The sequence below is a fragment of the Nocardioides sp. CPCC 206347 genome (genome assembly GCF_048654605.1).
Lineage (GTDB): Bacteria > Actinomycetota > Actinomycetes > Propionibacteriales > Nocardioidaceae > Nocardioides.
This window is the reverse complement of sequence record NZ_JBMCYZ010000001.1, coordinates 356,643-381,456: the sequence shown is the minus strand read 5'-3', so window position 1 is coordinate 381,456 and position 24,814 is coordinate 356,643. Positions and strand designations below refer to the sequence as shown.

Genomic DNA, 24,814 nt, shown 5'->3' with positions numbered 1-24,814 from the left:
CGCCGTGCAAGCGTGGCGAGCCTTCGAGGACGTCCCGGGTGACCTCGGGCGCACTGTGGTGACGATCGGCAACTTCGACGGCATGCACCTGGGCCACCAGCACGTGGTGCGCCGGGCCCGCGAGGTGGCCGGCGAGGTCGGCGTCGCGCACGTCGTGGCCGTCACCTTCGACCCGCACCCCATTGCGGTGCTGCGCCCCGAGCACGCTCCGCCGACGTTGACGACCATCGACGAGCGCCTGCGCCTGCTCGGCGAGGCCGGCGTGGACGACGTGCTGGTCATCCCGTTCTCCCGCGAGATCGCGGACTGGACGCCGCAGGAGTTCATCGAGCGGATCCTGCTGGCGACCCTGCACGCCAAGGCGGTCGTGGTCGGTGCGAACTTCCGCTTCGGCAATCGCGCGGCCGGCGACTGCAACCTGCTGCGTGCCTCGGGCCTGGAGAACGACTTCGTCCTGGAGGAGGTCAGCCTCGACGGCGGGCCCCAGGTCTGGTCCTCCACCTACGTCCGCACGTGCCTGGCCGCCGGTGACGTCACCGGTGCTGCCGAGGCGCTCGGTCGACCGTTCGCCACCCGCGGCGTCGTCATCGAGGGCGACAAGCGCGGACGCGAGCTCGGTTTCCCCACCGCCAACGTGCCGGTGCGCCAGGGTGCCGCGGCGCCCGCCGACGGCGTGTACGCCGGCCGGCTGACCGTGCTCGACGGAGGGGATGCCGGGACGTCGTACCCGGCGGCGATCAGCGTGGGCACCAATCCGACGTTCGCGGGGGAGCGGGAGCGACGGGTCGAGTCCTACGTCCTGGACCGCACCGACCTCGAGCTCTACGGCCGCGAGGTCGAGGTGACCTTCGTGGAGCGCCTCCGCGGCATGGTCCGGTTCGACTCCGTCGACGCGCTGCTCGTCGCGATGGCCGATGACGTGTCGCGTGCCCGCGGGATCCTCGGAGCCTGACGTGCCCGACGGGCCGGTCGAGAACCTCGCGGCAGCAGAGCGGTGGTTCGTCGACCACGGCCTGCCGTACTTCGTCGATGACCATCGCGCAGCAGTGGCGCGCGGGCTGCGCCGGGGGCGCCTCGTTGCCCTGACGGTCGTGGCACTCGTCCTCGGTGCCGCAGCCGGAGTCCTCATCGGCACCTGGCTGAGCCCCGCCGCCGGTGTGGGAGCCGGACTGACCCTGGCCGGAGCGGTCCTGGCGTTCTACGCCGTCGCCACGCTCCGGGCGTGGCTGATCGTGACGTGGGCCGTCCGCCGTACCTTCCGCTCGCTGGGCCTGATGTTCCCGCTGGTCACCCGGGCGCTGCCGTTGCTGCTGCTGTTCATCACGTTCCTGTTCATCAATGCCGAGGTCTGGCAGGTGGCGGCGAGCCTGGACGGCGGAGTGCTGTGGATCGCGGTGCTGCTGTTCGCCGCCCTCGCGGTGGGCTTCTTGATGGTGCGCCTGCCCGAGGAGCTCGACAGCGTCGACGACGAGGTGGAGGGCAGGCAGCTGATCGATGCCTGTGCCGGCACCCCGCTCGAGGACGCCGCGCGCAGCATCGCGGGGCGGGTCGACCGGGTCGGGGCGGTCGACGCCGAGGTGAGCGGCCTGCAGAAGGCGAACCTGGTGCTGGTCCTGCTCATCGCCCAGGCGCTCCAGGTGCTGCTCCTGGCGCTGGCCGTGTTCGCGTTCTTCATCGTGTTCGGTGTCGTGGCGATGGAGCCGGCGGTGGTGAGCACATGGACACAGGGCACGCTGCACCCGATCGACGGCCCGCTCGGCGAGCTGACCGGCACCCGCCTGAGCCAGGAGCTGATCCGGGTCTCGACCTTCCTGGCAGCGTTCAGCGGCCTGTACTTCACGGTCTACGCCGTCACCGACGAGCTGTACCGCCGCCAGTTCTTCTCCGTCGTGATCCAGGAGCTCGAACGGGCGGTGAGCGCGCGGGTCGCCTACCGGTCGATGCGCAACGACGGCCTGGTCGAGGACTGATTCACTAGTAAGTCACTCGTGTTAGTCTGCAGACATGACGGAGAGCGGACTTCGGCGGCGGTCGGTGCTCGGTATCCCCGCGGCGGGCCTCGCGCTCGCCGGGGCGGCGCAGGTCGGCCCGCTGGCCGCACGCGCGGTCGCGGGAGCGCCGTCGATCCAGAAGCCGCTGCCGCCGAGCTGGTACGTCGACTTCGGCACCAACGCCGAGACCCGCTGGGACTCGGTGGAGCCCGGGCGCTACCAGACGTCGCAGGACCGGCTCTTCGTGCGCAACCACACCCGTACGCCGACGATCGACGCCGATGCGTACCGGTTGCGGGTGTTCGGCGACGGCCTTGCTGACGCCGCAGGGATCTCGCTCGGTCTCCGGGAGCTGCGTCGCCGGTTCCAGCCGGTCGAGGTCACCTCGGTCCACGAGTGCACCGGCAACGGCCGCAGCTTCTTCGACACCCAGCAGGGCCAGAAGGCTTCGGGCACGCAGTGGACCCTCGGTGCGGTCGGCACCGTCACGTGGCAGGGCGTGTGGCTGCGCGACGTCCTGAAGGCCGCCGGCCTGCGCGCCGCGGCCGTGTCGGTCCAGGCAGCCGGCCTCGACGACGACTACATCGACAAGGGCGTGAACCTCGGCAAGGTGCGGCGGGCGTTCCCGATCAGCAAGGCGCTCGACGACGCCGTCCTGGCGTGGGGTGCCGACGGCGAGCCCCTGTTGCCCGACCACGGCTACCCGCTGCGGCTGGTCCTCCCGGGCTGGGTCGGGATCGGGAGCATCAAGTGGCTCGGTGCGCTCGAGGTGTCGACGACCGAGCTCACCTCGCCGTGGAACACCCAGTGGTACAACATCGGCGGTCCGCTGGGCGTCAATCCGGTCCGGTCGGCCTGGGAGCTGCCGTGGGGCGCCCACCTCCGCGCCGCGGACGAGATCGTGCTGACCGGGCGTTCCTGGTCGGGTGCAGCGCCCATTGCCCGAGTCGATGTCAGCACCGACGACGGCGCCACCTGGTCGCCCGCCCACCTGCACCCCTCGCCTGCCCGTGGCGCGGACCGCGGTCGCGGTCGTCGTACGGCGGGACACGGGTGGACGCGCTGGTCGCACGCATGGCGCGCACCTGCCCCGGGCGAGCACACCCTGCTCGCCCGGGCCACCGACGTGCACGGACGCACGCAACCCGACGTCGCCGCGTACAACCCGAACGGCTACTTCTTCGACGCGGTCGTCCGGCACCCGGTGAGCGTCGTCTGACGATCAGTCGTCGACGGATCCGCGCAGTCGCTTGGTGGTGCCGCGTTGGCGCTTGGCCTCGAGGCGGCGTTCCTTCGACCCGCGCGTGGGCTTCGTGGCGCGACGTGGCGGGGGAGGCGGGGCGAGCAGGTCGCGCACCCGTGCCGCGAGGCGTTCGCGGGCCGCGACCCGGTTGCGGTGCTGGGAGCGGTGCTCGTGGGCAACGACGGCGATCGGACCCTGACTCCTGGTGAGCAGGCGGGTGCGCTGGGTGTCGGTGAGCACGCCGGACCCGCTCGGGTCCCAGACCAGCTCGACGCGGCTGTCGCTGGTGTTGACCGACTGACCGCCGGGGCCGGGCGAACGGGAGAACCGCTCGACAAGCTCCGTGTCGGGGATGACCAGGCCCTCGGGCAGGCCGGGGCCTGCGGGCACGTCGAGGTCCATGCCCGGGCCTAGGAGACGGTGACCGGCACGCCCGACAGCGCAGCATTGCCGGACAGGTCGAGCCTGTCGGGATCGGTCAGGTCGTTGATCGACACTCCGACGACCTCGGCAGCGATCCCCATCCGGGTGCCGCCGACCTGGTGTCCGAAGCCGTGGGGGAGTGACACGACGCCGGGCATCACGTCCTCGGTCGCCTGGACCTCCACCGAGACCGATCCGACGCGGGACTTGACCGTGACGAGCGCGCCGTCGACCAGGCCGCGGGCATCGAGGTCCGCCGGGTGCATGAGCAGCTGGTGGCGGTGGCGCCCGCGGGTCAGTCGCTCGGAGTTGTGCATCCACGAGTTGCAGTCGCGCTGGTGGCGCCGGCCGATGAGCAGCAACTGGTCGCCGCTCGGCACCTCGTGGGCACGGAGCCGTTCGAGGTCGCCGACCACGATGGCGGGCGCGGCCTGGATCCGCCCGTCCTTCGTGGCCAGCCGCTCGGGCAGCTGGCCCGCGCGCAGGGCGCCGAGGTCCACCCCTTCGGGATGCCGGCGCAGCTCGGTGATGGTGGTGCTGCGGCCGCTGCGCAGGAGCACCCCGATCAGGAAGGTCGGACTCATCCGCATCCGGGCCTCGCCCATCAGGCGTCGCTTGAGCGGGACCTTGCGGGGCAGCCGGCGCGCCACCCGCAGGTAGATCTCGCGGAAGATCTCCCAGTCGTGGCGCTGGTCGCGCGTCTTGTCGAACACCGCCGGCGTGAAGCGGGCCGTGTTGCGGACGGCGAGTGCGTGGAACACCAGGTCGTAGTGGTCACGCTCCAGCAGTGTCGTCGGCGGCAGGACCACGTCGGCATGCCGGGTCGTCTCGTTGAGGTAGATGTCGACCGCCGCATAGAAGTCGAGTCCGCTGATGGACCGGTCCAGGGCGGTGCCGTCGGGCGTCGACAGCACCGGGTTGCCAGCGATGGTCAGCAGGGCGCGCACCTGTCCGTCGCCGGGCGTGTCGATCTCCTCGCGGAGCACCGACACCGGGAGCTCGCCGCCGAACTCCGGGGCCTGGCGCACCCGCGACCGGAAGCGGTCGTGGTGGCCGCGTCCGATGAGGCCGCGCCCGACCACGTCGATCGCGGGGTTCGTGAACATCGCGCCGCCGACCCGGTCGAGGTTGCCCGTGACCAGGTTGAGAAGCTGGATGGCCCACTGGCACAAGGTGCCGAACTCCTGGGTGGAGACACCGATCCGTCCGTACGCCGCCGCACCGTCAGCGGCGGCGAACTCCCGGGCCACTCGCTCGATCTCCGCTGCGGGAACCCCACTGGCCTCCGCGGCCATGGCGGGGGTGAAGTCCGCCACCAGCCGCGCGACCTCGTCCAGCCCGTCGACGTACGACGGCGGGCTGGTCAGGCCCTCGGCGAACAGCACGTTCAGCAGGGCCAGCAGCACCCAGGCATCGCTCCCGGGCCGGACGAAGTGGTGCTCGGTGGCGACCTTCGCCGTCTCGGTGCGGCGCGGGTCGAAGACCACCATCTGCCCGCCGCGCGCCTTGAGCTCGCGCAGCCGGCCGGGGAAGTCGGGCACCGTCATGAGCGACCCGTTGGACGCCATCGGGTTCGCGCCGAAGACCAGGAAGTAGGACGTGCGGTCGATGTCGGGCACGGGCAGCAGCAACTGGTGGCCGTAGAGCAGGTGGCCGAGGAACTGGTGGGGGAGCTGGTCGACCGAGGTCGCGCTGAACTTGTTGTGGGTGCGGAACGACTGCACCAGCGCGACGCCATGGGTCATCGAGCCCAGGCTGTGCACGTTCGGGTTGCCGAGGTAGATCGCGAGCGCATCGTCGCCGTGGTCGCGGATGGTGGCCGCGAGCTTGTCGGCGACCAGGTCGAACGCCTCGTCCCAGGAGATCTCCTCCCACCGTGCGTCCGCGCCCTGTCCGATCCGGCGCACCGGGCGGCGCAACCGGTCCGGGTCGGCGTGGATGTCGCCGATGGCCACGCCCTTGGGGCAGATGTGGCCGCGGGAGAGCGGGTCGTCCGGGTTGCCACGGGCGCCCGTCACCTGGCCGTCCTCGATGGTGAGAAGGAGGCCGCAGGTCGCCTCGCACAGGTTGCACACGCCGATTCGTTGCTCCACTGACGCATCGTCGCAGTTCACGCCGACACGCGGAAGGTCGTCCGCTGTCGACAGTACTCTGCAAACCGTAATAGTGTGCACTGCATGGATTCGACCCAGCTCCTCAAGGGAGTCCTCGACCTGGCGGTGCTCGCGGTCGTCGAGGACGACGACGGCTACGGCTACGACGTGCTGCGGCGACTGCGCTCGGCGGGGCTCGGAGACGTGGGCGATGCCTCGGTCTACGGCACGCTCCGCAGGCTGTACGCCGCCGGTGCGCTGACGTCGTACGTCGTGCCCTCGGACGAGGGTCCGCACCGCAAGTACTACGGCATCACGCCGGGCGGGCGCGAACAGCTCAAGCGCGAGTCCGAGGACTGGCTCCAGTTCTCGACCACCGTGACCACGCTCCTTTCCGGCCAGGAGGCCAACGCATGAACGACACCATGAAGGTCGCAGTCCAGCCCGAGGTCGAGGCGTTCGTGGTCGAGGTCGAGCACCGCCTCGCCGACCTCAGTCCCGACGAGCGCGACGAGCTGATCGGCGGACTGCGCGCGGACCTCTCCGAGCGGTTGGCGGAGCACTCCGGCCCGGAGGCCCCGGCCGAGGTGCTCGGCGACCCGGCCGACTACGCCGCCGAGCTCCGGACCGCGGCCGGCTTCGCGCCGGTCGCGACCGAGCGCCGGGTGCGCCGACCGATGGCCATCGTGGTGGGCGAGTGGCTCGACTCCGGCAAGCGGACCTGGGTCGAGCTGGCCGACAAGGTGCCGGGCGGTCCGCGGGAGTTCCTGGAATCGCTGCGACCGGTGTGGTGGGTGCTGCGGGCGTGGGTCGCCTGGATGCTTTTCCAGGACATGGTGCACGCGCCGAGCGTCAGCTACGGCCTCGACTGGCTCGTCGTGCTCGCAGCCTTCGTGGTCGGCAGCGTCCAACTGACGCGGAGCCAGGGACGACTGGCGCGGCTGCGTGGCCATGCGGCCGCGCGACTGGCCCTGATCGGCCTGAACGTGCTCGCGGTCTGCCTGCTCCCGAGTGCGGTCGATCGCGCCACCTGGGGCGAGTACCAGGATGCCTACGAGCAGGCCTACGTCGACGGGGCCACCGGCGAGACCGGTACCGGGATCATGTTCAACGGGGTCGAGCTGACCAACTTGTTCGTGTACGACGCCCAGGGAACGCCGGTCACGGGGGCCCAGCTCTTCGACGGTGCCGGTCGACCGCTCGTCATCAACGAGAACCTCTTCCTCGATGACTACCGGACGCAGATGTATCCGTGGTTGAGCAACGGAGCTCCCCGGTTCAACGTCTTCCCGCTCCCGGTGGGCAAGGTCGACCCGGAAACGGGTGAGCGGGCAGCCGATGCCTGGGACGGGCCGAACCCGCCCGCGCTGCCGGACTTCCCGTTCGCCGCCGCGCCGACCGTCGAGCTGCCCGAGCTTGCTGAGCTGCCTGAGGTTCCCGCGCGCTGAGGCGTCACCGATTGGAGACTCGCGGCTGGTCCGGGATAACCTTGGTCGGTTGTCGTCGGGGAGTCTCGACGGCACACCCGCCGTCAGAACGGCCGCGGATCGAGAGTGCTCCAGGAATTCAGGCTGGAGCGCCGCGCAACGAGCGAACACAGGGAGAACCCATGGCAGTCGGAACCGACGCTGAGACCAAGAAGAAGATCGTCGCCGAGTACGGCACGTCCGAGGGCGACACCGGTTCGCCCGAGGTGCAGATCGCGCTGCTGAGCCACCGCATCAGCCACCTGACGGAGCACCTCAAGAAGCACAAGCACGACCACCACAGCCGTCGTGGCCTGCTGCTGCTCGTCGGCCAGCGCCGCCGTCTTCTCAACTACCTGAAGAAGACCGAGATCGAGCGTTACCGCTCGATCGTCGAGCGCCTCGGCCTGCGTCGCTGACTTTCAGCCGCACGACATGCTCATGAACGGGTGACCCCTCGAGGGGTCGCCCGTTCTGCAATTCGCCCACCGATGGATAAGGTGGCGAACGTCATCAAGTCCATTTCAGCGGGGCAACGCGTCCCGCACCATCTGAATAAGAGAACCCCTTGACTGAACCCGTCATTTCCGCCGTGGAGACCGTTCTCGACAACGGCAAGTTCGGCACCCGCACCATCAAGTTCGAGACGGGCCTCCTGGCCCGCCAGGCCGCCGGTTCGGTGACCGCCTACCTCGACGACGACACGATGCTGCTCTCGGCGACCACCGCCGGCAAGCACCCCAAGGACCACTTCGACTTCTTCCCGTTGACCATCGACGTGGAGGAGCGGATGTACGCCGCGGGCAAGATCCCCGGCTCGTTCTTCCGTAGCGAAGGCCGCCCGGGCGAGGACGCGATCCTCACCTGCCGCCTGATCGACCGCCCGCTGCGCCCGACCTTCAAGAAGGGTCTGCGCAACGAGGTCCAGGTCGTCATCACCGTGATGGCGCTCAACCCCGACGCTCCCTACGACGTGCTCGCGATCAACGCCGCGTCGCTGTCGACCCAGCTCTCGGGCCTGCCGTTCTCCGGTCCTGTCGGCGCCACCCGCGTTGCGCTGATCGATGGCCAGTGGGTGGCGTTCCCGACCCACAGCCAGCTCGAGAACGCCGTCTTCGACATGGTCGTCGCCGGCCGCGTCACCGAGACCGGCGACGTCGCGATCATGATGGTCGAGGCCGAGGCCACCGAGGACTCGTTCGCCAAGGTCCAGGGCGGTGCCCAGGCGCCGACCGAAGAGGTCGTCGCTGCCGGTCTGGACGCGTCCAAGCCGTTCATCAAGCAGCTGTGCGAGGCCCAGCAGGAGCTGGCCAACGTCGCCGCGAAGCCGATCCAGGAGTTCCCGATCTTCCTCGACTACGAGGACGACGTGTACGCCGCCGTCGAGGCCGCTGCGAAGGCCGACCTGGCCTCCGCGATGACCATCGGTGACAAGCAGGAGCGCGAAGCCCGCACCGACGAGCTCAAGGGTGGCCTGCTCGAGAAGCTCGCCGGCCAGTTCGAGGGTCGCGAGAAGGAGATCGGCGCGGCGTTCCGCTCGGTCAACAAGCAGGTCGTCCGCGAGCGCGTCCTGCGCGACAAGGTGCGCATCGACGGTCGCGGCCTCGCCGACATCCGTCCGCTGCACTCCGAGGTCGACGTGATCCCGCGCGTCCACGGTTCGGCGCTGTTCGAGCGTGGCGAGACCCAGATCCTGGGCGTCACCACCCTCGACATGCTCAAGATGGAGCAGCAGCTCGACACGCTGTCGCCGGAGAAGTACCGCCGCTACATGCACAAGTACGTCTTCGCCCCGTTCTCCACCGGTGAGACCGGTCGCGTCGGTTCGCCGAAGCGTCGCGAGATCGGCCACGGCGCCCTGGCGCGTCGCGCCCTCGTGCCCGTGCTGCCGAGCCGCGAGGAGTTCCCCTACGCGATTCGCCAGATCTCCGAGTGCATGGGCTCCAACGGCTCGACCTCGATGGGTTCGGTCTGTGCCTCGACCCTGTCGCTGCTGCAGGCCGGTGTCCCGTTGAAGGCCTCCGTCGCCGGTATCGCGATGGGCCTCATCTCCGGTGAGATCGACGGCAAGCTCGAGTACGTCGCACTGACCGACATCCTCGGCGCCGAGGACGCGTTCGGCGACATGGACTTCAAGGTCGCCGGCACGAAGGAGTTCGTCACCGCTCTCCAGCTCGACACCAAGCTCGACGGCATCCCGGCCGAGGTCCTCGCGAAGGCCCTCAACCAGGCCAAGGACGCCCGTCTGGCGATCCTCGAGGTCATGGGCGAGGCCATCGACGGCCCCGAGGAGATGTCGATCCACGCGCCGCGCATCATCACGGTGAAGGTCCCCGTCGACAAGATCGGCGAGGTCATCGGCCCGAAGGGCAAGGTGATCAACCAGATCCAGGACGACACCGGTGCGACCCTGTCCATCGAGGACGACGGCACGGTCTACATCGGTGCGACCAACGGTGAAGCGGCCGAGGCCGCCCGCCAGGCGGTCAACGCGATCGCCAACCCGACCATGCCCGAGATCGGTGAGCGTTACCTCGGCACGGTCGTGAAGACGACGAACTTCGGTGCCTTCATCGCGCTGATGCCGGGCAAGGACGGGCTGCTGCACATCAGCAAGCTGCGCGCCATCGCCGGCGGCAAGCGCGTGGAGAACGTCGAGGACATCGTCTCCGTCGGTCAGAAGCTCCAGGTCGAGATCGCCGAGATCGACGACCGCGGCAAGCTCTCCCTGATCCCCGTCGTCGAGGAGGCTGCCTCGACCGAGGACGCCGCCGAGGGTACGGACGCTGCGGAGTCCGAGGACGCGTGAGCAACAAGCTCGACACGACGGCCGGTCAGCGCAACGCTGACCGGCCGTCGGCCGTTTCCCGCGCTTCGACGCGCACGCTCGAGACCGTTCGCGACGACGCCGGCCAGGTGACCTCCCTGGTACGACGTACGCAGCTCGCGTCCGGCCTGCGCATCGTCACCGAGCAGATGGCCGGGGCCCGGTCCGCCGCGCTCGGTGTGTGGATCGGCGTCGGCTCGCGCGACGAGACCGCGACGACCCACGGCGCCTCGCACTTCCTCGAGCACCTGCTGTTCAAGGGCACGGGGGAGCGCACCGCGCTGGACATCTCGATCGAGCTCGACGCCGTCGGTGGGGAGTTCAACGCCTTCACGGCCAAGGAGTACACCTGCTTCCACGCGCGGGTGCTGTCCGATGACTTGCCGCTCGCGGTGGACGTCGTCGGCGACATGATCACCGGGTCCCTGATCGAGGGTCACGACGTCGACGCCGAGCGTGACGTCATCCTCGACGAGATCGCGATGCACGACGACGACCCCGACGACGTCGTACAGAACCTCCTGGCGGAGCTGGCCTGGGGCGCCGAGTCGCCGTTGGGCCGCCCGATCGCCGGCACCGCCGGCTCGATCGAGGCCATGAAGCCTGCGCAGATCAAGCGTTTCTACCGCAGGCACTACGTGCCTGCGAACACCGTCATCTCCGTGGCCGGAGCGGTCGACCACAACGCAGTCGTGAAGGCGATCAAGAAGGCCTTCTCGCGCCACGGCTGGCTCGACGTGCAGGCCGCGCCCGAGCCGCCGCGCGCGGTTGCCGTCCGCAGCCGGCCGCAGGTCTCCGGCGGGTCCGGCCAGGTCGAGCGCCCCTTCGAGCAGGTCAACGTCGTCATCGGCCGCGAGGGCCTGGCCCGCGACGACGACCGCCGTTTCGCGCTGGGCGTGCTCAACACCGCCCTGGGTGGTGGCACGTCGAGCCGCCTCTTCCAGGAGGTCCGTGAGCAGCGCGGGCTGGCCTACTCGGTCTACTCCTTCGCGAGCCACTACGCCGACTCGGGACTGGTGGGCGTGGCCGTCGGCTGCCTGCCCGACCGCACCGATGAGGTGCTCACGGTCGTGCGCGAGCAGCTGGACCTGATCGCCGCCGAGGGGATCAGTGCCGACGAGCTCTCTCGCGGCAAGGGACAGCTGGTGGGCGGCATGATCCTGGGCCTGGAGGACTCGGGCTCACGGATGATGCGCCTGGGCAAGAACGAGCTCGTCCATGCCGAGGTCACCGGGATCGACGAGGTCATCGCCCGGATCGAGGGCGTGACCCTGGAGCAGGTGCAGGCCGTGGCCGCCGAGGTGTTCGGACGCCCCGAGCTGCTCGCGGTGGTCGGCCCGGCCTAACGAAGCGCGACCGGCTCGGTCCCGGTGGCCTCGGCCTCGGACTCGGTCGGCTCGGGCTCGGTCGGCTCGGCCAGTTCGACCGTGAACGCGAAGTCGTCCCCGTGCTCGGTGACGCCGGCGATCACGGCCTGCTCGATCGCTTCTTCGCCGTACCGACGGCGCACGACCAGCGGGTCGTTGCGCAGGTCGGCCATCAGCGCGACCGCGAGGCCGATCACGATGAGCACGAACGGCAGCGCAGCGACGATGGTGATGGTCTGCAGCCCCTGGAGTGCGTCCGATCCGCCCGCGAGCAGCATCACCGCCGCGACCGCGCCGGTGGCCACGCCCCAGAAGATGACGACCCGACGTCGCGGCTCGGTCGTGCCGCGTTCGGAAAGGCTGCCCATCACGATGGAGGCGGCGTCCGCGCCGGAGACGAAGAAGATCGCGACCAGCACCATGACGAGCACGCTGGCGGCGGTGGCCAGCGGGAAGGCGTCGAGGGTGCTGAACAGCTGGGCCTCGAGCCCGTCGGCGCCGGCGATGTCGGTTCCCTTGTCCTGCAGGTCGATGGCGGTGCCGCCCAGGACGCAGAACCACAGGACGCTGACGACGCTGGGGACGAGGAGGACGCCGGTCACGAACTGGCGGATGGTGCGCCCGCGCGAGATCCGCGCGATGAACATGCCGACGAACGGGGTCCAGGAGAGCCACCAGGCCCAGTAGAAGACCGTCCACGTGCCCAGCCAGTCCGCCGTGTCCTGGCCCTCGGCGCCGGTCCGGGCGGCCATCATGGCGAGGTCCTGGGCGTAGCTGCCGATCGACGTCGGCACCAGGTTGAGGATGAAGACGGTCGGTCCGACGACGAACACGAACAGGGCCAGCACGACGGCGAGCACCATGTTGGTGTTCGACAACCACTGGATGCCCCTGGCGACGCCTGACACGGCCGACAACACGAACGCGGCGGTCAGGACGGCGATGATGCCGACGAGCGCGCCGTTGCCGAGCGGGCCGACGCCACCGACGATCTCCAGGCCGCTGCTGATCTGCAACGCACCGAGACCGAGCGAGGTGGCCGAGCCGAAGAGGGTCGCGAAGATCGCGAACATGTCGATGAGCTTCCCGGCGGGGCCTTCTGCATGGCGACCCAGGATCGGGGCGAACGCCGCCGAGATCAGCTGGACGCGGCCCTTGCGGTAGACGCCGTACGCGATCGCGAGGCCGACCACGGCGTAGATCGCCCACGGGTGGAGCGTCCAGTGGAACATGGTCGTGGCCATGGCGGTCTGCGCAGTGGCGTCCGCATTGCCCTCGGTGCCCGGGGGAGGCGTCGCGTAGTGCGAGAGCGGTTCGGAGACGCCGTAGAACATCAGGCCGATGCCCATCCCGGCGCTGAACATCATGGCGATCCAGGACACCGTCCTGAACTCGGGCTCTTCGTCGTCGCGGCCGAGCGGGATGGCGCCGTACTTGCTCATCGCGAGCCAGATGACGAAGACGACGAAGCCACTGGTGACCAGCACGAAGAGCCAGCCGGTGTTCGTCAGCACCCAGCCCAGGGCCTGGTCCGAGGCGTTGCCCAGGGACGTGGTGCTGGTGAGGCCCCACAGGACGAAAGCCACGCTGACGGCAGCGGCGCACCCGAAGACGACCACGTCCAGGCCGCGGCGCGGCGTGGCCCCGCTCTCGATCGCCTGGTCCAGCGCCGGGTGGGGTACGACGTCCGCCGTGGGCGTCCTGATGGCGTCCGCAAGGGCAGCGGCTCGGGGGTGGTTGGTCATGGGGTCGTGCTCGGTCACGTCACTCCTAGGGGTCGTGCGGCCGTCCGCCCTCGACACCGCGACCCACCGGAAAGGGGCGATTCAACGCCACACCGATCCAGGAAATGGTCCGCCGGATCATGCTCCGCGGACACGGCAAGGTCTGCCCGAGAACAGGCAACATGCACCAGCAGGTTAACCAGACCTGCCCCCCGCTTGGCCAATCCTCGCCCGCGTGGAGTCATCCCGGCCGCCGGTCGAAACCGGCGCCCGGGAGGGGTCACCTGCGCCCGATGATTCCGATCACGGGGGGTTGCTTCGAGTCGACGATGTAGACGCGGAAGCCCCCGTCGCGCAACTGCTCGGAGGTCTTGGCCAGCATGTCGGGGACGTGCTCGGGCTTGCTGGTGTCGAAGAACAGCTGCACCGAACCACCGGGCATCAGTCGCTCGTGGAGGAGGGCGATCTCCTCGGCGGCGTCACGCACCCAGAAGAGGTGCACGTCGAACGCGAACACCTTCGTCAGTCGCTTGACCGGCACGCGGAGCGTCGCCAGGTCGATCTGGCGAACCGTCAGCTTTCCGGCCTCGATGTGCTCAGCGCAACGGGCCTTCGTGCGGTCCACGCCGGCCTCGGAGCGGTCGATGGCAAACATCTTGCCGCGGCCCTCGAGTCGACGGCAGATGAGGTCGGCGGCGGCTCCGGAACCGCATCCGATCTCCAGCACGTGGTCGTTGGGCTGGACGTCCATGAAATCCACCGCCCATCGGATCCGGGCCGGGATCTTGTTCACCATGGGGGTCAGCCTGCCAGAACGTGGGCCCGGGTGACGCACTACCTTGGTCTCGTGGCTTCACGTGTCGCTGAGAACGCAGCAGAAGGACGGTCCGAGGGACGCCTCCAGGTCGGGGTGCTCGGTGCCCGCGGCAAGGTCGGTGCCGAGGTGGTGACGGCCGTCGAGGGCGCCCCGGACGTCGACTTCACCGTCGGTGTCGACCAGGGTGATCCGATCGAGGCGCTGACCGAGTCCGGCACCCAGGTCGTGGTCGACTTCACCCATCCCGACGTGGTGATGGACAACCTGCGCTACTGCATCGAGCACGGCATCCACGCCGTCGTCGGTACGACGGGATTCGATGACGCGCGTCTCGAGACCCTGCGCGGGTGGCTGGCCGACAGCCCCGGCACGGGCGTGCTGATCGCCCCGAACTTCTCGATCGGCGCGATCCTGATGATGCGGTTCTCTGCCATCGCCGCGCCGTTCTTCGAGTCGGTCGAGGTCATCGAGCTCCACCACCCGACGAAGGCCGACGCGCCGAGCGGCACCGCCGGTCGTACGGCGGAACTGATCGCCGCCGCGCGCCGGGCTGCCGGGAGCGCGCCGATCCCCGACGCCACGAGTACCGGAATCGAGGCGGCCCGTGGGGCCGACGTCGACGGCGTCCGGGTCCACAGCCTGCGCATCCGCGGCCTGGTCGCCCACCAGGAGGTCGTGCTCGGCGGCGTCGGCGAGACCCTCACCATCCGCCACGATTCCCTGGACCGGGTTTCGTTCACCCCGGGCGTGTTGACCGGCGTACGCAAGATCGCGTCGTACCCCGGCTTGACCGTGGGACTCGAGCACTTCCTCGACCTCTGACCACGAAGTGCGCCTGATGGGTGCACGAAGTGTGGGTAATCGGGGTCCGAGGTGTCGATTGATGCCGGCTGGTTGACACCTCGAACCCCCACTTGCCACACCTCGTGGCCCCAATTGCCACACCTCGTGGGTCAGAGCAGGCGGAGCAGGGCGGCGCAGGCGGCCGAGCCGAACACCACCACCAGGAACGGCGCGCGGGCCAGCAGGAGCAGTACGGCGAGCGCGAGGGCTGCCGCGCGTGCGTCGATCGCCAGTGCGCGGCCCTCGGGAGCGGCGAGCACCTGCACGGTGACGAGGCCTGCCAGCAGGGCCACCGGGATCAGGTCCGCGATCCGTGCGACCACAGGGTTGCCCAGTACCCGTGCGGGCACCGACAGCCCCGCCAGTTTCAGCAGGTAGCAACCCACGCCTGCGCCGAGGACGGCCCACCAGATCACGCCGGCACCTCCTCAGCCGGCTCAGTGGGCTCAGTGGGCCCGTCGGGCCCGGTGCTCGACCGGGCGGTGAGGGCTCCCACCAGGACCGCCACGCCCGCCGCCACCAGCACGGGCACGCCGGCCGGGGTCACCGTGACCGCCCCCGCTGCGACCAGCGCGGCCAGGACGGCCACCGTGCGGGTCAGGGGCGTTGTCAGCCGGGGCCACAGCAGCGCGAGGAAGGCGGCGCCGACCGCGGCATCCAGGCCGAGGTCGCGGGGGTCGCCGAGCTGCTCACCTGCGACCGCGCCGGCCAGCGTCGTGAGGTTCCAGAGCACGAAGATGGTGGCGCCGGTCACGAGGAAGCCGGTGCGGGCCAGGTCGCGGTCGGCGCGGGTCACTGCCATCGCGGTCGACTCGTCGATGAGCACGTGGGCCGCGACAGCGCGTCGCCACCCGCGGTAGCCGAGCAGCGGAGCCAGACGGAGGCCGTAGAGGGTGTTGCGGGTGCCCAGGAGCAGCGCAGCGAGGGCTCCGGCCAGCGGGGTGCCTCCGGAGCCCAGTACGCCCGCCAGGGCGAACTGGGAGGCCCCGGTGAACATCAGCAGTGACAGCACACAGGTCTGTGCGACGTCGAGGCCGGACGCGACGCCCACCGCGCCGAACCCCAGCCCGTAGGTGCCCGTGGCGATGGCGACGCCCAGGCTGTCGCGAACGACCGTACGACGGGTGGAACTCTCCATGGCGACGTCGAGCGTCGCTCAGGTGAGTGAGGTGTGCAGCCGGAGCTGCTTGATGGTGCCGCCGGACTCGTCGGCGAGCTCTCGGCTCGCTCCGTCCGGGCCCCAGCCCGCGCTGGTGAGGAAGGCGCGGAGTGCGTCGTCGGTGGTCGACACCCAGCACACCGCCCGGGTGAACCGGTCGGCCTCGAGCGTGTCGGCGCAGGCCTGGAGCAGCCGTGAGCCGTGTCCGGCGCGGGTCTTCTCCGGGTCGATCGTGAACTCGACGATCTCGCCGTCCACCGCCGGGTCGGCGTCGGGGTCGCTCGCGGGGACGGTGAGCGCGAAGCCGACCACCACGTCGTGGGTCAGGGCGACCAGGGCGCGGTGCCTGGCCTCGGGCGGTCGGGACAGCGACGCGCGCCAGGACTCGGTCAGCGCATCCGGCCCGATGCCGCGGTCGTTGAGCAGCGCGGCCAGCTCGTCGTCGTACCGCTGCTGCCAGGCGCGGAGCTGGACGGCGGCGATCCCGGGGGCGTCGGCCGGCCAGCCGACCCGGACGGAGACGTCAGCAGAGACCATGCAGCCATCCTCGCAGGGTGAGCGGCAGTGCCGTCCCTCGGCGTCGTGATCGGCTTGTCCGTCGCCACTAGGGTCGAGGAATGGAGATTCGCAACCTCGGAGCGAGCGGCCTCAGGATCTCGGCCATCGCCTACGGCAACTGGCTCACCCACGGCTCGCAGGTCGAGGAGGACGCCGCACTGGCGTGCGTCCGGCAGGCCCTCACCGACGGCATCACCACCTTCGACACCGCCGATGTCTATGCCAACACGGCAGCCGAGACCGTCCTCGGCAAGGCGCTCGTCGGCGAGCGCCGCGAAGGACTGGAGATCTTCACGAAGGTCTTCTGGCCGACCGGACCGGGCAAGCACAACGACCACGGCTTGTCCCGCAAGCACATCCTCGAGTCGATCGACGGGTCGCTGAAGCGACTCGGCACCGACTACGTCGACCTCTACCAGGCGCACCGGTTCGACCACGAGACGCCGCTCGAGGAGACGATGCTCGCCTTCGCCGACGTCGTCCGCTCCGGCAAGGCGCTCTACATCGGAGTCTCGGAGTGGCGGGCCGAGGAGATCCGCGCCGCCGCCGAGCTCGCCTGCGAGCTGCGCGTGCCGCTGATCTCCAACCAGCCGCAGTACTCCATGCTCTGGCGGGTCATCGAGGAGGAGGTCGTGCCGACGTCGCGCGAGCTCGGCCTCGGCCAGATCGTCTGGTCGCCCATTGCGCAGGGCGTGCTCACCGGCAAGTACCTCCCCGGCCAGCTGCCGCCCGCCGGGTCGCGCGCCACCGACACCAAGGGCGGTGCCGACAACATCGGCCGGTGGCTGAAGGACGACGTGCTCGAGCGCGTGCAGCAGTTGACGCCCATCGCCGAGGCGGCCGGGCTCTCGCTCGCGCAGCTCGCGGTTGCCTGGGTGCTGCAGAACGACAACGTCTCCGCCGCGATCATCGGTGCCAGTCGTCCCGAGCAGGTCACGGAGAACGTCGAGGCCGCCGGCGTGAAGCTCGATGCCGACACGCTTGCTGCGATCGACCGGGTGCTCGACGGTGTCGTGACGACCGACCCGAAGCTGACCCGGTCGCCCCGTCGCTCCGAGGTCCTCGGCTGACCTGCCGAGGGCGCGGGATGGTCAGCCCAGCGTGAAGGTGTAGCGGCTGGTCGGCACGAGGTCGAGGCCCTGCGTCGCGCCGAAGCGCTCGCAGCTCTCCATGAGGACCGCGAACCGCCGCTGGAACTCGGCTTCGTCGCCACCGCTGCCGTAGAAGGCGTGGTGGTCCGACATCGCGGCCATCGGGAAGAGCTCCTCCACGATGCCGGCGACGGCCGGTGCGTCGCCGGTGAGCGCCTCGAGCACGGGGTTCTGCACGTAGCCGAAGGTGCCCTGGGTGTCGATCGCGACCTGCGTGTGCCGGTCGAGCCAGTCGGCCAGCCATGCCTGCTCCGACAGGGTGTCGGGTCGCCGCAGGAAGGCGATGTTCGCCAGGGCGTCGGCCCGCTCCCCGTCCGCAACGGTGGGCGGGGGCAGGGGCTCGCGCTCGCGGACCCGCCAGAGGTCGGCGCTCGCGTCGAGCCGTCGTACGACGTCCACGAGCGAGGCGACGGAACCGTCGGTCCAGACGCTGACGACTGCCGTGATCGGCGCGCCTGGCCCGAACCGCATCGCCGGGGCCACCGCGTCGTCGTCGAGGTTCACCTGGAGGCGGGTCGCGCCGCAGGCGGCGATGTCGCCCCGGAAGGCTCCTCCTCGGAGCACGTCCCCGAGGGCCGGCGCGTGCAGTGCCGCGATGACCTTCACGTCAGCGATAGTCGTCGGGCAGGGCCTGCCCGATCTTGACCCGCGCCTTCGGCATCCGCATGAACTTCATCTGCATCGCCCGGGTCAGCGTGTAGTACGTCGTGCCCTTGAGCGGCTCCTCCGGGAAGCGCCGCTTGAGCTCGCGCCGGATCCGGAACCGCAGCACGATCATGTCGGTGACCACGAACAGCACCGTCGCGAGCAGCACGAGGCTGCTGGCCTGAACGAGGGCGGAGTTGCGCGTGTAGCCGAGGATCAGGCCGATGATCATCAGCGGGATCACCATCTCGACGATGGAGAACCGGGCGTCGACGTAGTCGCGGATGAAGCGCCGGACCGGTCCGCGGTCACGGGGCAGCAGGTATTTCTCGTCGCCGGCCTTCATGCCCTGACGAATCTTCTTGCTCTCCTCGGCCCGGAACTCGCGTTCCTTGCGCGAGGCCGCCTTGCGGTCGGTGGGCGCCTTGGCGCGGGCCCGCGCGGCGGCCTCGGCCTCCTTGCGGGTCGGGGTCGGACGACCCTTGCCACCCGGCTTCGCGACGGTCGTCTCCTCGACGACGGGGGACTTGGTGCGCTTGAACACGCTCAGGCCTTCCTGACCACACTGGACTTGAGTTGCATCGGGCCGAAGCCGTCGACCTTGGCGTCGATGTCGTGGTCGCCCACCCGCTTGGTCGGGTCGACCAGACGGATGTTGCGCACCTTCGTGCCGGCCTTGATCGGCTTCGGGGCTCCCTTGACGGGGAGGATCTTGATGATGATCACGTCGTCGCCGTCCGCCAGCGGATTGCCGTTGGCGTCGCGCACGAGGTCGGCCTCGGCTGCGGCCTGCGCCTCGGCGGCAGCCTCGGACGGTGACCACTCGTGGGCGCACTCGGGGCAGACGAGCAGGTCGCCCATCTCGTACGTGTACGGACTCGTGCACGAAGGACAGGCAGGCAGGGTGTCAGTCACGGTGGGACTTCCCCGGGAGGTCGAGCATCCGCTGCAGCGCGACGAGCGCGTCCGCCTCGGTCTGCGGGTCCACCTGGATCTGGTTCACGACGACACCTTCGACGAGGTTCTCGAGCGTCCACACGAGGTGCGCCAGGTCGATCCGGTTCATCGTCGAGCAGTAACAGACGTTGCGGTCCAGGAACATGATGTTCTTGTCCGGGTGGGCGTTCTTGAGGCGCTGCACGAGGTTGAGCTCGGTGCCGATGGCCCAGCTCGAACCAGCAGGCGCGGCCTCGATCGCCTTGATGATGTATTCGGTCGAACCCACCTGGTCGGCCTTGAGCACGACCTCGTGCTGGCACTCGGGGTGGACCAGCACGTTGAGGTCGGGCACCTTGGCGCGCAGCTCGTCGATGACGTCGGCGGAGAAGCGGCCGTGGACCGAGCAGTGGCCCTTCCACAGGATGATCTTCGCCTTGGCGAGCTCTTCTGCGGTCAGGCCGCCGTTGGCCTTGTGCGGGTTCCACACGACGCACTCGTCGAGGGCGATGCCGAGCTGCAGCACGGCGGTGTTGCGACCGAGGTGCTGGTCGGGGAGGAAGAGCACCTTCGTGCCCTCGCCCTTCTGCGCGTACGCCCAGTCGAGCGCCACCTCGGCGTTCGACGAGGTGCACACGACGCCGCCGTTGCGGCCGCAGAACGCCTTGATGTCGGCGCTGGAGTTCATGTAGGTGACCGGGACGACGACGTCCTGGACGCCGGCCTCGGCCAGCGCAGCCCACGCCTTCTCGACCTGGGCGATCCGTGCCATGTCGGCCATCGAGCAGCCGGCCGCGAGGTCGGGCAGGATCACCCGCTGGTCGGGGCCGGTGAGGATGTCGGCGGACTCGGCCATGAAGTGCACGCCGCAGAAGACGATGAACTCGGCCTCCGGCCGGGCAGCCGCGTCGCGGGCGAGCTTGAACGAGTCACCGGTGACGTCGGCGAACTGGATGACCTCGTCGCGCTGGTAGTGGTGCCCGAGCACGAACAGGCGCTCGCCGAGCTTCTCCCGGGCGGCGCGAGCGCGCTCGACCAGGTCGGGATCGGAGGCGGCCGGCAGGTCACCGGGGCAGTCGACGCCACGCTCGGAGAGCGGGTCGGTGCCACGGCCGAGCGGCAGCAGTGGAAGGTCCACAGTGGTCATGACCCCATCCTAGTTCCGCCACCCGATCGGCCACCCGTCGGTGCGGGGGCGTCGATGGCGCATGATGTCGCCATGCGCGTGCTGGTGGCCCCTGACAAGTTCGCCGGCACGCTCACCGCGGTCGAGGCGGCCGAGGCGATCGCGGCCGGCTGGCGACGCCACGCCCCCGACGACGAGGTCGTGCTGGCCCCCATGTCGGACGGCGGACCGGGCTTCGTCGACGTGCTCCACGCGTCCCTCGGCGGCGACCTCCTGGCCGTCACGGTCGAGGCACCTCCCGGCCACGAGGTCCCGGCGACGCTGTTGCTGGTCGACCGGACGGCGTACGTCGAGAGCGCCCAGGCCTGCGGCATCCACCTCACCGGCGGCAAGCTCGGGGAATTCGGTACGACGGTGGGCGTCGGGTCCCTCGTCCTGGAAGCCATCAACGCGGGAGCCGAGCGGGTCGTGGTCGGACTCGGCGGATCCGGCACCATCGACGGGGGAGCGGGGCTGCTGGCCGCGCTCGGCGCATCGGCTGACGTCGCCCTCGACGTCGGCGGCATCTTCCTCAACGGCGTCACCAGCGTCGACCTCAGCATCGCCCGCGGGCTCGTCGACGGGGTGGAGATCATCGCCGCGACCGACGTCGACAACCCGCTGACCGGACTGTTCGGCGCCAGCAAGACGTTCGGTGCGCAGAAGGGGCTCGACGAGGAGATGCAGGTCGTCATGGACGGGTACCTCGAGGAGTTCGCAGTCGCCACCGACCGTCGCCTCGCACTGGCGCCCGGCGCGGGTGCTGCCGGCGGCCTGGGCTTCGCGCTGATGCTGCTCGGCGGGACGCGCGTCAGCGGCATCGGCCTGGTCGCCGACGCGGTGCGCCTGGCCGAGCAGGCGGCGACGGCCGACCTGGTCATCACGGGCGAAGGCGCCTTCGACTTCAGCAGCCGGGCCGGCAAGGTCCCGGCCGGCGTCGCCGCCATCGCTGCCGACGCCCTGCGCCCGTGCGTCGCCCTGGCCGGCCAGGTCCTGGTCGGCTCCCGGGAGATGCGTGCGCTCGGCATGGACGCGGCCTACTCCCTCGTGGACGCCGTGGGGGAGGAGCGCGCCTTCGCCGATCCGGCCGGTGCGCTCACGGAGCTGGCCGCGCGCGTCGCGCGGACCTGGTCCAGCTGATTCCCGAAAAGTGGAACATGTTCTAGATTGCTCGGGTGACTGAACCCCTGCGCACCACTGCCCTCGTCGTCAACGAGCCCGGCGGCGACTTCGTCCTCACCGACGTGCACCTCGAGGCACCCCGGGCCGACGAGGTCCTGGTGCGGGTCGTCGCGACCGGCCTGTGCCACACCGACCTGACCGTGCCCACGATGCTGCCCGCCGAGATGATGCCGACGGTGATGGGGCACGAGGGCACCGGCGTCGTCGAACAGGTCGGCGCGGACGTTGCCGGGATCAAGGTCGGGGACCACGTCGTCATGAGCTTCCGTTCGTGTCGTGCATGCGACGCGTGCAAGGAAGGACACGTCGGCTACTGCGAGCAGTCCCTGCTCCTCAACTACATGGGCATGCGCGCCGACGGATCGACCACGATGACCAGTGCCGACGGCGAACGCGCCGGACAGACCGTCTTCGGCAACTTCTTCGGCCAGTCCAGCTTCGCCCGCCACGCCCTCGCGTACGCCGACAACTGCGTCGTCGTGGACAAGTCCCTCGACCTGGCCCGGCTGGCTCCCTTCGCCTGCGGCTTCCAGACAGGCGCGGGCACCGTGCTCAACCTCCTGGACCCCGCTCCCGGGGAGTCGCTCGTGGTGTTCGGTGCCGGCGGGGTCGGCCTCGCCGCCGTTGCGGCCGCGCGCGGCAAGGGCGTCGAGACGGTCATCGCCGTCGACCCGCTCGCCGCGCGTCGAGCCCTCGTGGAGGAGTACGGCGCCACGGCCATCGACCCCACGGCGGACGGTGCCCCGGCCGTCGAGGAACAGGTCCGGTCGCTCACGGCCGGCGGGGCGTCGTACGCGATCGACACGACGGCGCTGCCCGCGGTCGTGCTCCAGGCGCAGCGGTCGCTGCGCAACCGCGGGATGCTGGTCGCGCTCGGGCTGGGTGCACCGGAGTACATGATCGACGCGATCGACCTGTTGTCGACCGGCAAGACCGTCCGGTCCTCGGTCGAGGGGGAGTCCGACCCGCTGGTGACCATCCCGGAGCTGATCGCGCTCCGCGAAGCGGGCAGGTTCGACGTCGATCACCTCGTGACGACGTATCCCTTCGAGCGGATCGCGGACGCCATAGCCGACACGAAATCGGGTCTCGTGGTCAAGCCCGTCCTCGTCTGGGGGGAATAACCACAACTGTGCGACCATTGGGTCCAGTAGAACCCCTTTCTGACACGACTTTGGAGTGAGCATGAGCGACGCCTGCTGCGGTGGCGGACACAGCCACGAGGCCGAGGCCACCGGTACGACGACGACCATCGCCGAGCCGGTCTCCTTCGACCGCCGTGAAGACCAGATCAACATCAGCCCGGTTGCTGCCGCGAAGGTGGCCAGCCTGCTCGAGCAGGAGGGTCGCTCCGACCTGCAGCTGCGGATCTCGGTGCAGCCCGGTGGCTGCAGCGGCCTGCGCTACCAGCTCTTCTTCGACGAGCGGACCCTCGACGGCGACGTCGTGACCGACTTCGACGGCGTCGGCGTGGTCGTCGACCGGATGAGCGTCCCCTACCTCAACGGTGCGGTGATCGACTTCGTCGACACCATCGAGAAGCAGGGCTTCACGATCGACAACCCGAACGCCACGGGTTCGTGCGCGTGTGGAGACTCGTTCAACTGAGTCCCCCATACAGAAAGCCCCCGCCTCGGCGGGGGCTTTCTTGCGTCGGTGGTCGAGGAGGTCGCGGGGCGACCGTCTCGAGACCTGTCAGTCCAGGTGGAGCTGGAGGGCGTTGGCGAGGCGCTGGGCGGCCTCGGAGATCTCGATGCCGCGCTTGGGCATCTCGCGGGGGAACTCATCGAAGTGAATGCTCGGCGCAGGACGCGTGGCCTTGACGGCCGCCCGGGCGAGCTGGCGGTTGACCGCCTCGCAGTCGGCGTGCAGGTCGCTGGGGGCGGCGATCTCTTCGTACGGGGTCATGCTTCGACGCTAAGCGTTACTCCTGGGTAGACCCAGTGGGACCGCCCCAACTTCGTGTTACGTCTCCGATAACCTTCCGTGTCGTGACTGCACCCACGGGCTCCCTCCTGATCGCTGGATCCATCGCGACCGACCATCTGATGACGTTTGCCGGCAAGTTCTCGGACTCGCTGGTGGTCGATCAGCTCGACAAGCTCTCGGTGTCCTTCCTGGTCAACGACCTCGAGATCCGCCGTGGGGGAGTGGCGCCGAACATGTGCTTCGGCCTCGCGCGCCTGGGGCTGCGTCCGGTGCTCGTCGGGGCGGCCGGCGAGGACTTCGCCGACTACCGCTCGTGGCTCGAGCGCAACGGCGTCGACTGCGACTCCGTCCACATCTCCGACAGCAAGCACACCGCGCGCTTCGTGTGCACCACGGACACGACGATGGCCCAGTTCGCGTCGTTCTACCCGGGCGCGATGAGCGAGGCCAGCCTGATCGAGCTGGCCCCCATCGTCGAGCGCGTCGGTGCGCCGTCGTACGTCCTGATCGGTGCCGACGACCCGGCCGCGATGAAGCGCCACACCGAGGAGTGCCGTCAGCGCGGCTACCCGTTCATCGCCGACTGTTCCCAGCAGCTCGCCTTCGCCGAGGGCGACCTGATCCGCGACCTCATCGAGGGTGCCGCGATCCTGTTCTCCAACGAGTACGAGTCGCACGTCATCGAGAAGAAGACCGGCTGGAGCGCCGAAGAGGTGCTCTCCAAGGTCGACATCCAGGTCACCACGCTCGGCAAGGACGGCGTCCGGGTCACCACCAACGACGGCACCTCGTTCGAGATCCCGGCCGCCAAGGACGTCGCCGCCCTCGAGCCCACCGGTGTCGGTGACGCGTTCCGTGCCGGCTTCCTGGCCGCCCTGTCCTGGGGCTCCTCGCTCGAGCGCGCCGCCCAGGTCGGTTGCGTCCTCGCCGCGTACGTCGTCGAGACGGTCGGCACCCAGGAGTACGACTTCACGACGGAGCAGTTCGTCGACCGGGTCCGTGACTCCTATGGCGACGACGCCGCGGACGAAGTGGCCAAGTTCGTCATCTGAGCCGGTCGGCTGAGCCGGTCAGCTGAGCCGGCGGACGGTGTAGCGGGGCAGGTTGTCGTCGGCGAGGTCCTCGCCGACGTACTCCTGACCCCGCATCCGGCACCACGCCGGTACGTCGTATCGGGCTGCGGGGTCGCGGGCGACCACGGCCAGCAGGTCGCCCACCGCGACCGACGGCAACGCCTTCGCCAGCTCGATGATGGGGCGTGGGCACGGGAAGTCCCGGCAGTCGAGCTCGAGCAC

General features: G+C 69.9%; 27 protein-coding genes. 14 read left to right on the top strand and 13 right to left on the bottom strand.

What is annotated here, in order from left to right; translation table 11 throughout:
- The first annotated feature begins 4 nt into the window (after positions 1-4).
- From ACOACQ_RS01790 to ACOACQ_RS01780, 3 genes are read left to right on the top strand one after another with little or no spacing between them, the layout of a single operon-like run.
- On the top strand, positions 5-952 hold the full coding sequence (locus ACOACQ_RS01790) for a bifunctional riboflavin kinase/FAD synthetase (protein WP_378597415.1): 948 nt from the start codon (positions 5-7) through the stop codon (positions 950-952).
- A 1-nt stretch (position 953) separates the two neighbouring features.
- Complete coding sequence (locus tag ACOACQ_RS01785; protein ID WP_420287469.1) at positions 954-1,970, top strand: hypothetical protein; 1,017 nt, start codon at positions 954-956, stop codon at positions 1,968-1,970.
- A 34-nt stretch (positions 1,971-2,004) separates the two neighbouring features.
- The gene (locus ACOACQ_RS01780; protein ID WP_420287468.1) at positions 2,005-3,210 is read left to right on the top strand and encodes a molybdopterin-dependent oxidoreductase; all 1,206 of its coding nucleotides are present in this window, start codon (positions 2,005-2,007) and stop codon (positions 3,208-3,210) included.
- Between the two features lie 3 nt (positions 3,211-3,213).
- On the opposite strand, the gene arfB is transcribed toward ACOACQ_RS01780, so the two are convergent.
- Together arfB and ACOACQ_RS01770 are read right to left on the bottom strand one after the other, a co-directional pair.
- Positions 3,214-3,636, bottom strand: coding sequence for an alternative ribosome rescue aminoacyl-tRNA hydrolase ArfB (gene arfB, locus ACOACQ_RS01775; RefSeq protein ID WP_420287467.1), 423 nt, complete (start codon positions 3,634-3,636; stop codon positions 3,214-3,216).
- A gap of 8 nt (positions 3,637-3,644) precedes the next feature.
- Positions 3,645-5,750 carry a molybdopterin-dependent oxidoreductase gene (locus tag ACOACQ_RS01770; protein ID WP_420287466.1) on the bottom strand — a complete coding sequence of 702 codons (2,106 nt, stop codon included), beginning with the start codon at positions 5,748-5,750 and terminating at the stop codon, positions 3,645-3,647.
- A gap of 84 nt (positions 5,751-5,834) precedes the next feature.
- Between ACOACQ_RS01770 and ACOACQ_RS01765 the strand changes: the two genes are divergently transcribed.
- From ACOACQ_RS01765 to ACOACQ_RS01745, 5 genes are all read left to right on the top strand, one after another.
- Positions 5,835-6,167, top strand: a complete 333-nt coding sequence (locus tag ACOACQ_RS01765; RefSeq protein ID WP_056706170.1) for a PadR family transcriptional regulator — start codon at positions 5,835-5,837, stop codon at positions 6,165-6,167.
- A complete protein-coding gene (locus tag ACOACQ_RS01760) occupies positions 6,164-7,198 on the top strand; it encodes an HAAS signaling domain-containing protein (protein ID WP_420287465.1) in 1,035 nt (344 codons plus the stop codon). The genes ACOACQ_RS01765 and ACOACQ_RS01760 overlap by 4 nt, the downstream gene beginning before the upstream one ends.
- Positions 7,199-7,359: 161 nt before the next feature.
- Positions 7,360-7,635 carry a 30S ribosomal protein S15 gene (gene rpsO, locus ACOACQ_RS01755; RefSeq protein ID WP_056706166.1) on the top strand — a complete coding sequence of 92 codons (276 nt, stop codon included), beginning with the start codon at positions 7,360-7,362 and terminating at the stop codon, positions 7,633-7,635.
- 149 nt (positions 7,636-7,784) lie between these two features.
- A complete protein-coding gene (locus ACOACQ_RS01750; RefSeq protein WP_420287464.1) occupies positions 7,785-10,025 on the top strand; it encodes a polyribonucleotide nucleotidyltransferase in 2,241 nt (746 codons plus the stop codon).
- On the top strand, positions 10,022-11,389 hold the full coding sequence (locus ACOACQ_RS01745; protein ID WP_378597422.1) for a M16 family metallopeptidase: 1,368 nt from the start codon (positions 10,022-10,024) through the stop codon (positions 11,387-11,389). Before ACOACQ_RS01750 ends, ACOACQ_RS01745 begins: the two co-directional genes overlap by 4 nt.
- Here ACOACQ_RS01745 and ACOACQ_RS01740 read toward each other — a convergent pair.
- A complete protein-coding gene (locus ACOACQ_RS01740; RefSeq protein ID WP_420287463.1) occupies positions 11,386-13,173 on the bottom strand; it encodes a BCCT family transporter in 1,788 nt (595 codons plus the stop codon). The two genes, ACOACQ_RS01745 and ACOACQ_RS01740, sit on opposite strands and share 4 nt — an antisense overlap.
- 241 nt (positions 13,174-13,414) lie before the next feature.
- Positions 13,415-13,930 (bottom strand): class I SAM-dependent methyltransferase, encoded by a 516-nt coding sequence (locus tag ACOACQ_RS01735; RefSeq protein ID WP_378597424.1) that lies wholly within the window; start codon positions 13,928-13,930, stop codon positions 13,415-13,417.
- 51 nt (positions 13,931-13,981) lie between these two features.
- Here ACOACQ_RS01735 and dapB point away from each other — a divergent pair, with 51 nt between their 5' ends.
- Positions 13,982-14,773: a 4-hydroxy-tetrahydrodipicolinate reductase gene (gene dapB / locus ACOACQ_RS01730; protein ID WP_378597425.1), complete on the top strand. Its 792-nt coding sequence runs from the start codon at positions 13,982-13,984 to the stop codon at positions 14,771-14,773.
- Positions 14,774-14,904: 131 nt separating this feature from the next.
- On the opposite strand, the gene ACOACQ_RS01725 is transcribed toward dapB, so the two are convergent.
- The 3 genes from ACOACQ_RS01725 to ACOACQ_RS01715 are packed head-to-tail and all read right to left on the bottom strand — an operon-like array spanning position 14,905 to position 16,490.
- On the bottom strand, positions 14,905-15,210 hold the full coding sequence (locus tag ACOACQ_RS01725) for an AzlD domain-containing protein (RefSeq protein WP_378597426.1): 306 nt from the start codon (positions 15,208-15,210) through the stop codon (positions 14,905-14,907).
- Positions 15,207-15,932: an AzlC family ABC transporter permease gene (locus tag ACOACQ_RS01720; protein WP_378597427.1), complete on the bottom strand. Its 726-nt coding sequence runs from the start codon at positions 15,930-15,932 to the stop codon at positions 15,207-15,209. Before ACOACQ_RS01720 ends, ACOACQ_RS01725 begins: the two co-directional genes overlap by 4 nt.
- Positions 15,933-15,950: 18 nt before the next feature.
- Positions 15,951-16,490 (bottom strand): GNAT family N-acetyltransferase, encoded by a 540-nt coding sequence (locus tag ACOACQ_RS01715; RefSeq protein WP_378597428.1) that lies wholly within the window; start codon positions 16,488-16,490, stop codon positions 15,951-15,953.
- 80 nt (positions 16,491-16,570) lie between these two features.
- On the opposite strand from ACOACQ_RS01715, the gene ACOACQ_RS01710 reads away from it, so the two are divergent.
- The gene (locus ACOACQ_RS01710; RefSeq protein ID WP_420287462.1) at positions 16,571-17,581 is read left to right on the top strand and encodes an aldo/keto reductase family protein; all 1,011 of its coding nucleotides are present in this window, start codon (positions 16,571-16,573) and stop codon (positions 17,579-17,581) included.
- A gap of 21 nt (positions 17,582-17,602) precedes the next feature.
- On the opposite strand, the gene ACOACQ_RS01705 is transcribed toward ACOACQ_RS01710, so the two are convergent.
- Genes ACOACQ_RS01705 through nadA form a run of 4 tightly spaced genes read right to left on the bottom strand, consistent with a single transcriptional unit; the run spans position 17,603 to position 20,390 of the window.
- Complete coding sequence (locus ACOACQ_RS01705; RefSeq protein ID WP_378597430.1) at positions 17,603-18,268, bottom strand: hypothetical protein; 666 nt, start codon at positions 18,266-18,268, stop codon at positions 17,603-17,605.
- Position 18,269: 1 nt separating this feature from the next.
- Entirely contained in the window at positions 18,270-18,851 is a 582-nt protein-coding gene (locus ACOACQ_RS01700) for a DUF3043 domain-containing protein (protein ID WP_378597431.1), read from the bottom strand.
- A gap of 2 nt (positions 18,852-18,853) precedes the next feature.
- A complete protein-coding gene (locus ACOACQ_RS01695) occupies positions 18,854-19,222 on the bottom strand; it encodes a zinc ribbon domain-containing protein YjdM (RefSeq protein ID WP_378597432.1) in 369 nt (122 codons plus the stop codon).
- Complete coding sequence (gene nadA / locus ACOACQ_RS01690) at positions 19,215-20,390, bottom strand: quinolinate synthase NadA (RefSeq protein WP_378597433.1); 1,176 nt, start codon at positions 20,388-20,390, stop codon at positions 19,215-19,217. Before nadA ends, ACOACQ_RS01695 begins: the two co-directional genes overlap by 8 nt.
- A 72-nt stretch (positions 20,391-20,462) precedes the next feature.
- Between nadA and ACOACQ_RS01685 the strand changes: the two genes are divergently transcribed.
- The 3 genes from ACOACQ_RS01685 (at position 20,463) to ACOACQ_RS01675 (ending at position 23,198) form a co-directional block, all read left to right on the top strand.
- Positions 20,463-21,548 carry a glycerate kinase gene (locus ACOACQ_RS01685; RefSeq protein ID WP_420287461.1) on the top strand — a complete coding sequence of 362 codons (1,086 nt, stop codon included), beginning with the start codon at positions 20,463-20,465 and terminating at the stop codon, positions 21,546-21,548.
- A 35-nt stretch (positions 21,549-21,583) separates the two neighbouring features.
- Complete coding sequence (locus tag ACOACQ_RS01680; RefSeq protein ID WP_378597435.1) at positions 21,584-22,714, top strand: NAD(P)-dependent alcohol dehydrogenase; 1,131 nt, start codon at positions 21,584-21,586, stop codon at positions 22,712-22,714.
- Positions 22,715-22,841: 127 nt separating this feature from the next.
- Complete coding sequence (locus ACOACQ_RS01675) at positions 22,842-23,198, top strand: HesB/IscA family protein (RefSeq protein ID WP_056710524.1); 357 nt, start codon at positions 22,842-22,844, stop codon at positions 23,196-23,198.
- A gap of 87 nt (positions 23,199-23,285) precedes the next feature.
- Here the strand turns inward: ACOACQ_RS01675 and ACOACQ_RS01670 are convergent, their stop codons facing one another.
- Entirely contained in the window at positions 23,286-23,498 is a 213-nt protein-coding gene (locus tag ACOACQ_RS01670) for a hypothetical protein (RefSeq protein ID WP_378597436.1), read from the bottom strand.
- 140 nt (positions 23,499-23,638) lie between these two features.
- Here ACOACQ_RS01670 and ACOACQ_RS01665 point away from each other — a divergent pair, with 140 nt between their 5' ends.
- Positions 23,639-24,571, top strand: a complete 933-nt coding sequence (locus ACOACQ_RS01665; protein WP_378597532.1) for a carbohydrate kinase family protein — start codon at positions 23,639-23,641, stop codon at positions 24,569-24,571.
- 18 nt (positions 24,572-24,589) lie between these two features.
- Here the strand turns inward: ACOACQ_RS01665 and ACOACQ_RS01660 are convergent, their stop codons facing one another.
- On the bottom strand, positions 24,590-24,814 hold the full coding sequence (locus ACOACQ_RS01660) for a sulfurtransferase TusA family protein (RefSeq protein WP_378597437.1): 225 nt from the start codon (positions 24,812-24,814) through the stop codon (positions 24,590-24,592).

What these genes read in the sequence shown, in the direction of transcription:
- ACOACQ_RS01710 (WP_420287462.1), top strand. Translation starts at nt 16,571, where the DNA reads ATGGAGATTCGCAACCTCGGAGCGAGCGGCCTCAGGATCTCGGCCATC.
- nadA (WP_378597433.1), bottom strand. Translation starts at nt 20,390, where the DNA reads ATGACCACTGTGGACCTTCCACTGCTGCCGCTCGGCCGTGGCACCGAC.
- rpsO (WP_056706166.1), top strand. Translation starts at nt 7,360, where the DNA reads ATGGCAGTCGGAACCGACGCTGAGACCAAGAAGAAGATCGTCGCCGAG.
- ACOACQ_RS01715 (WP_378597428.1), bottom strand. Translation starts at nt 16,490, where the DNA reads ATGGTCTCTGCTGACGTCTCCGTCCGGGTCGGCTGGCCGGCCGACGCC.
- arfB (WP_420287467.1), bottom strand. Translation starts at nt 3,636, where the DNA reads ATGGACCTCGACGTGCCCGCAGGCCCCGGCCTGCCCGAGGGCCTGGTC.
- ACOACQ_RS01720 (WP_378597427.1), bottom strand. Translation starts at nt 15,932, where the DNA reads ATGGAGAGTTCCACCCGTCGTACGGTCGTTCGCGACAGCCTGGGCGTC.
- ACOACQ_RS01780 (WP_420287468.1), top strand. Translation starts at nt 2,005, where the DNA reads ATGACGGAGAGCGGACTTCGGCGGCGGTCGGTGCTCGGTATCCCCGCG.
- ACOACQ_RS01665 (WP_378597532.1), top strand. Translation starts at nt 23,639, where the DNA reads ATGACGTTTGCCGGCAAGTTCTCGGACTCGCTGGTGGTCGATCAGCTC.
- ACOACQ_RS01670 (WP_378597436.1), bottom strand. Translation starts at nt 23,498, where the DNA reads ATGACCCCGTACGAAGAGATCGCCGCCCCCAGCGACCTGCACGCCGAC.
- ACOACQ_RS01685 (WP_420287461.1), top strand. Translation starts at nt 20,463, where the DNA reads ATGCGCGTGCTGGTGGCCCCTGACAAGTTCGCCGGCACGCTCACCGCG.
- ACOACQ_RS01735 (WP_378597424.1), bottom strand. Translation starts at nt 13,930, where the DNA reads ATGGTGAACAAGATCCCGGCCCGGATCCGATGGGCGGTGGATTTCATG.
- ACOACQ_RS01765 (WP_056706170.1), top strand. Translation starts at nt 5,835, where the DNA reads ATGGATTCGACCCAGCTCCTCAAGGGAGTCCTCGACCTGGCGGTGCTC.
- ACOACQ_RS01760 (WP_420287465.1), top strand. Translation starts at nt 6,164, where the DNA reads ATGAACGACACCATGAAGGTCGCAGTCCAGCCCGAGGTCGAGGCGTTC.